A 5,119-nucleotide genomic window follows, 5' to 3' on the forward strand; every position below is an offset into this window, starting at 1 on the left:
AGTTTTGCGGTTACGTTCTTTTAACAAGGCAATTGCATCTTTTACTACTTTGCCATCTAGGGAGAATTGTAGCCCCGTTCCAGTAAAGTTATAGCTACCCTTTTTATAACTCGCATCAGGCTGCATAAAAGATACAATTACTTTATTCACATAAGGAGCGATATTTGCTAATTGCATTTGTCGTGGACTACTTGTCCATGGCTCTGACCAACTCTGGTAATAGCCAACAAAGGTTTTTTCGCTGTTTTTAGCGCTGGCTAAACCAATGTCTCCTGAATTGGACAATATTACGAAATAGAATGTACTTAATAATAAAATTAAAAAATATATCACTCTCATCAATAATGATTTTTTTTTTACTTGAAAGGAATGAGATGTTATTAAGATAGCAATCATAAGTTTAGAAACCCCACTATTACCTGATTCACTTCGCTTTATTTACTGTGATATATCTTTGCCGGGCTTTTTGTAGATTATTGCTGCTATTGTTTCTATAACACCACCAGCTAATACACAAATAATAGCATAGCTGATTGAATAGCTAATTGTGTCATTTATTTGTTGGTAAACTCCCTGATTTTTTGGAAGAAAAACTTCGCGAACAGATGGTAATATAAACCAAGTTACAACTCCCGCTAATACTGCTAAGAAAATCTTATGCGATTTACGACTGATGTGATTACCACAAAATAAATAACAATACGAGCCAACAAAAATTGCAGAGATAAATTCTGCACATTTAGCTGATACTGTATAGTCTTTAAAAATTGGATATAAGATGATAGGACTGATGAACATCACGGACAAACCAATAGCAACACCAACTATAGAACCCTTTAAAGCTTGCTCAGATAACAATTTAAAAAATTTGACTACTAATTGTATCTGAGTCAAGTTACCTCCAGCCTGTCCTATTTGACCGTCAACTCTAGTATCGCGAGTTTCAATTTTTTGAGAATTATTGGAAGAAGGCTTGTTATCCATAATCTATCCTCGTTTGATCTATGTTGTAAAAAGATTTATGAGGATGATGTTTTAAAAGCTATTCGCTAAGAGAATTTGTTGAAAATGTTTGTACACAGGAACCAATAAAAAACATTAATTTTATAGATTCTTGTAAATTTTTCTCATGGATTTAATTTTTGAATAAACTTTTAAAGCATCATCTTAAGGAAGTAAAACAAGACTTTTTACTGCAATTCCTAACCAAGGAGCTAATTGTTTTGCTATTGGTTCTAACTTCTGCCAAATCCCTTGACCTGCACCTAAAGTTTCATTAGCTTCTTTCAGAGTTTGGGTTGCTTTCTGTAAACTTGTTGCTGCAGTATTTTTGTCTGGTTTTTCTTCTTGAACTGCATCTTTCGCGTAGTCTATATGTTTAAGAGCTTGTTTCTTTTGCTTGTCAGGTAAATCTGAATAATTAAATAAAGATTGAATTTTTTCTATTAGTTCAACAATCTCTATAGGGGATAATTCTTCCTCCAGACTACCCTGAGTGTTGGACTGATTTTGATTTAGGTTATTACCAGCTTGTCCTATTTGTCCTGGATGACTACCACCATTGATAACAATTGATTGCGGAGGCCTTTCTTGTGTCATAGTCTGGGGTAATTTACTTTCAAGTTCTGATTGTTTGCCTTCCTTTATATTGTCTTTAAGATGAAAAAAAGACCGCTGTCTTGCTTTAAGCTGTGGGGTTGAATATTCTGGAATACCTTGTAAGTCAATAGAAGCACGACCAACTTCAAAACATTCTTCATAGGGTCTGCCAGCAAACAGCGCATCATAAAATCCAATAGCAAACTCAATCGCTGCGACATCTCCAATCGCTTGATTCATGCCTACCAGATAATCAATATGTTGGTGAATTGCCTCAGCTTGGGCTTGCGAATAACAGGCGTTGAGGAAAACACACTCTATTTGGCTCTGAAACAACCCAAATAACCTTGCTAAAGATTCTGTACTTACTAGTTGCATTTGCCCTGAATTATTTTCCAATGCTAAACCTTCAGTTCCAGAACCATGTCCCGAAAAATGAACAATAGTTGGTTGATGTTCCAGCAAAGCACGACGCAAATCTTCAACTCGCACAGCCAGAAACGTAACAATTTGAAACTGTTCTCGATTTTGCGATTGTTTTAGAGCTGCCTGAATTCCCCGTACCTCTTCGTCCAAGCGTAGGTGATTTGTGTTCTTTGGATTGGCTGATAAAATTAATATTTTTTTCACTTTACTGATGATTTGTAAGTAATTTGCTGATTTTCTACCATTAATACAAGCTGAGAAGATTATTTTTCGTAATTTTTCTTTTTGACTGTAAAAAGTTAACATTCCGGATTTGAAACCAGAGAACATAAGTCTTCCTTCTGCATTCTAAATAGGTATTAGTGAAATCAACTTATGCACTTAACCCTCGTCCGCAACCCCTTAAACTCTTTCAGGAAGCTGAATTTAACTCATTCCCTGGCAGGATTAGGAATCTCATACTCGACAAGTTGTAAAACTTTTCCACTCAAATTAGTCTTTTTATATTCTCGGACAATTATTCCACCTAGTTTTTCGGGAATTCTGCGACTGGGAATGTTTTCTTTATCAACTGGGTATACAAGATTCTTGTAATGTAAGTTTTCCTCAGCCCATGTTTTGAGGGCTTTTATCGTCTCAAATCCGTAGCCGTTACCATGTGCTGATTTTTTCAACCAAATACCTAGTTCAGGGTAATTACTGCTTATTTTGTGGATTCCTGCACACCCCAAAAATTCTTGAGAATTTTTCTTGAGAATCACAACTATTAAGTGACTCTCGCTTTTCATTCCAATGATTGAATCTTTGACAAAGGATTCTGCTTCAGAAATGTTTTTAGGTGGACGAGGATACATATAAGTAGTTATTTCATCAGTAAATTCTCGGTAAATCTCCGATTTGTATCTCATTGAGATTGGTCTCAAAAAGAGACGACTTGTGGAAATCTCTACATTTAAGAACAAATGATTTTGGTTTAAAAAAGCCTTTAGTTGATTAGGAATATATCCAAATAGCGATTGTATAGATAATTTAGTCATAGTTTAATAATAGGTAATTTCTCCACCTTACTATAGTCAGTTATATACTGGATGTAATTATACTTACTGAACTAACGGATAACGCTTACGTGACTTCACTTGGAAGCCGTATTTACCAGTAGATAAATTCCGTAATTTATCTGATACAACTATGAAGAAAGTTTATCTAAACTTCAAAAAGAAAAAATCTAAGCCTAGTTTTTAAAGAGCTAAAGTTTTGTTAAGATGCAAATGCTAGGGGTTTCTAAACGGAATTTAGCTAATAGGGTGTGAAGAAACATATAGTCCTAGCACAATTGAGTTCAGAAGATAAAGCAATGACAACCTACATTTTTTTCGATGATGCTTTGCGGATGCTTGTCCAAGCCTTTTTAGGGTCTATATTCCTGCTGATTGCAGTTTCCGGTATAGGATTGGCGGTAATAGAAACAATAGAAAAAACAAACGTTGGTGTAGACGCAAAACGACTCCCTGGAGGATAAGTTCACTTCTGCATAAGCGATTCGCTCCTTCTTGATTCACACAATCGACTTTTTGTCAAGCTCTATTTATTAGAAATGTTCGCGTGGAAAAAATCCTGGGAACACTAAACATAGAAAGTTTCACAGCGTTGCAGGATTACCTAGAGTCCATCTGGTGTGGCTAGCTGTATCGCGACTGAGACATAAATAAAGGAGCAAACAACAATGAGTCTATTTGATAAAGTTTTGGTTTCACAAACCCAAGTGCAAGAGGCGCTCAATCCTGCGGAGGCTTTCGCTGCTATCACCCTCGCTGCAACAGCATCAGACGGTTATCTTTCTGAAGAGGAGACAAGAATTCTTTATTCAGCTCTGTCTCGGATGAAGCTTTTTAGAAGTTATCCATATGATGTGATGAATAGAATGTTCGATAGACTGTTGACGATTTTAAGGCGTCAAGGACTCGACATTTTGTTTAATACAGCTAAAGAATCCTTACCCTACAACTTACGGGAAGCAGCTTTTGCGGTGGCTACAGACCTAGTATTAGCTGATGGGATCGTGACTCAAGAAGAAAAGGACTTTTTGAACGATTTGTATCAAGCCTTGGATATTCCAGGAGAGCTTGCTACACAAATCGTACAAGTAATGTTGATTAAACACAGGGGATGAACAATATCAGGGTCTCGTGACATTCCTACACCGCCCATCAGGTCGGTGTAGTCTTCTGCTAATATACTAATATTGTTCTGTTTGTATAACACAGCACTCACACTCTGGCTTGTGATGTACCCAAACAACTTGTGGACCATCAAACAGGGGAATTTCTACCCGCCACCATAAACCACCTCGTAACCGACGATACCAACGATAGGTTGAAAAAATTAAATCTAGAATTTCCATCAAAACCACCAGAACTTGTCCAGAAAGTAAGTCGTTATATAACAGACAAAAATTTTTTCAAAAAAATGTTGAAGTCAGTTTTTGCGGCCTGATAGCTGCATAAATGCTTCACATATTCTCCTGCGTTGCCAAATTTCTAGAACTTTGGAAAAGCAGTATATCCACCTTTCATATATACCAAAATACTCTTGTTCGCATTGAGGATGAGTGGCATCAAATGAAAGAACAATGAAATTGCCGGACGAACTACACCTAGTTAGAGGCAGATACTAATCAATATAAAAATTCAGCGTTTGAGTTGATCCCAAACACTTAACTAATTTGATTTTAAGTGAGAATAATCCTATTTTAATTGAGAATAAAAAAATTAACTCTGTTAACTTGGTATTTTTACAAAAGAATTATATGATTTAAAGACTTTTATCCTCGCACTGTTTATGTACGAGATTTAACCAACACTAGTATTTTGGAATCTTCTAAATCAGAAATTATGCCTTGTTTTGCAACATTAGGTCAACTAGTAGAAGTTCTTTGTGCCAAAGCAACAAACTTATCATCTGAAGCATTAGTACAATTAGGCAAGGGTATCCAAACAGATACCCGTAACCTTCAGCCAGGTGAAGTGTTTGTAGCTTTACGGGGCGAAAAGTTTGATGGACATGAGTTTGTACCCTTGGCGTTTGCAAAAGGTGC

Annotated in this window: 8 protein-coding genes; 3 read left to right on the forward strand and 5 right to left on the reverse strand. The window is 36.2% G+C overall.

Annotated elements, in window-relative coordinates:
* The 4 genes from G4P69_RS35390 to G4P69_RS35405 all read right to left on the reverse strand — a co-directional run.
* Positions 1–396, reverse strand: a 396-nt coding sequence (locus G4P69_RS35390; RefSeq protein ID WP_208354602.1) for a hypothetical protein, incomplete at its 3' end; no start/stop codon positions are given.
* Positions 397–438: 42 nt separating this feature from the next.
* On the reverse strand, positions 439–984 hold the full coding sequence (locus tag G4P69_RS35395; RefSeq protein ID WP_208343739.1) for a hypothetical protein: 546 nt from the start codon (positions 982–984) through the stop codon (positions 439–441).
* Positions 985–1,167: 183 nt separating this feature from the next.
* Complete coding sequence (locus tag G4P69_RS35400) at positions 1,168–2,229, reverse strand: CHAT domain-containing protein (RefSeq protein WP_208354612.1); 1,062 nt, start codon at positions 2,227–2,229, stop codon at positions 1,168–1,170.
* A gap of 227 nt (positions 2,230–2,456) precedes the next feature.
* Entirely contained in the window at positions 2,457–2,933 is a 477-nt protein-coding gene (locus G4P69_RS35405; protein WP_243902530.1) for a GNAT family N-acetyltransferase, read from the reverse strand.
* 446 nt (positions 2,934–3,379) lie between these two features.
* Here G4P69_RS35405 and G4P69_RS35410 point away from each other — a divergent pair, with 446 nt between their 5' ends.
* Complete coding sequence (locus tag G4P69_RS35410; protein WP_208343741.1) at positions 3,380–3,544, forward strand: hypothetical protein; 165 nt, start codon at positions 3,380–3,382, stop codon at positions 3,542–3,544.
* 204 nt (positions 3,545–3,748) lie between these two features.
* A complete protein-coding gene (locus tag G4P69_RS35415; protein ID WP_208343742.1) occupies positions 3,749–4,195 on the forward strand; it encodes a tellurite resistance TerB family protein in 447 nt (148 codons plus the stop codon).
* A gap of 66 nt (positions 4,196–4,261) precedes the next feature.
* Here G4P69_RS35415 and G4P69_RS35420 read toward each other — a convergent pair whose 3' ends face one another.
* Complete coding sequence (locus tag G4P69_RS35420) at positions 4,262–4,426, reverse strand: hypothetical protein (protein ID WP_208343743.1); 165 nt, start codon at positions 4,424–4,426, stop codon at positions 4,262–4,264.
* Positions 4,427–4,916: 490 nt separating this feature from the next.
* On the opposite strand from G4P69_RS35420, the gene G4P69_RS35425 reads away from it, so the two are divergent.
* A partial coding sequence (locus G4P69_RS35425; protein ID WP_243903149.1) for a Mur ligase domain-containing protein occupies positions 4,917–5,119 on the forward strand: 203 nt, incomplete at its 3' end.

This window comes from Aetokthonos hydrillicola CCALA 1050, from assembly GCF_017591665.1.
Lineage (GTDB): Bacteria > Cyanobacteriota > Cyanobacteriia > Cyanobacteriales > Nostocaceae > Aetokthonos > Aetokthonos hydrillicola.

Excerpts from the sequence above, each read along its gene's own strand:
- G4P69_RS35395 (WP_208343739.1), bottom strand. The coding sequence starts at position 984 with ATGGATAACAAGCCTTCTTCCAATAATTCTCAAAAAATTGAAACTCGC.
- G4P69_RS35410 (WP_208343741.1), top strand. The coding sequence starts at position 3,380 with ATGACAACCTACATTTTTTTCGATGATGCTTTGCGGATGCTTGTCCAA.
- G4P69_RS35405 (WP_243902530.1), bottom strand. The coding sequence starts at position 2,933 with ATGAGATACAAATCGGAGATTTACCGAGAATTTACTGATGAAATAACT.
- G4P69_RS35420 (WP_208343743.1), bottom strand. The coding sequence starts at position 4,426 with ATGGAAATTCTAGATTTAATTTTTTCAACCTATCGTTGGTATCGTCGG.
- G4P69_RS35415 (WP_208343742.1), top strand. The coding sequence starts at position 3,749 with ATGAGTCTATTTGATAAAGTTTTGGTTTCACAAACCCAAGTGCAAGAG.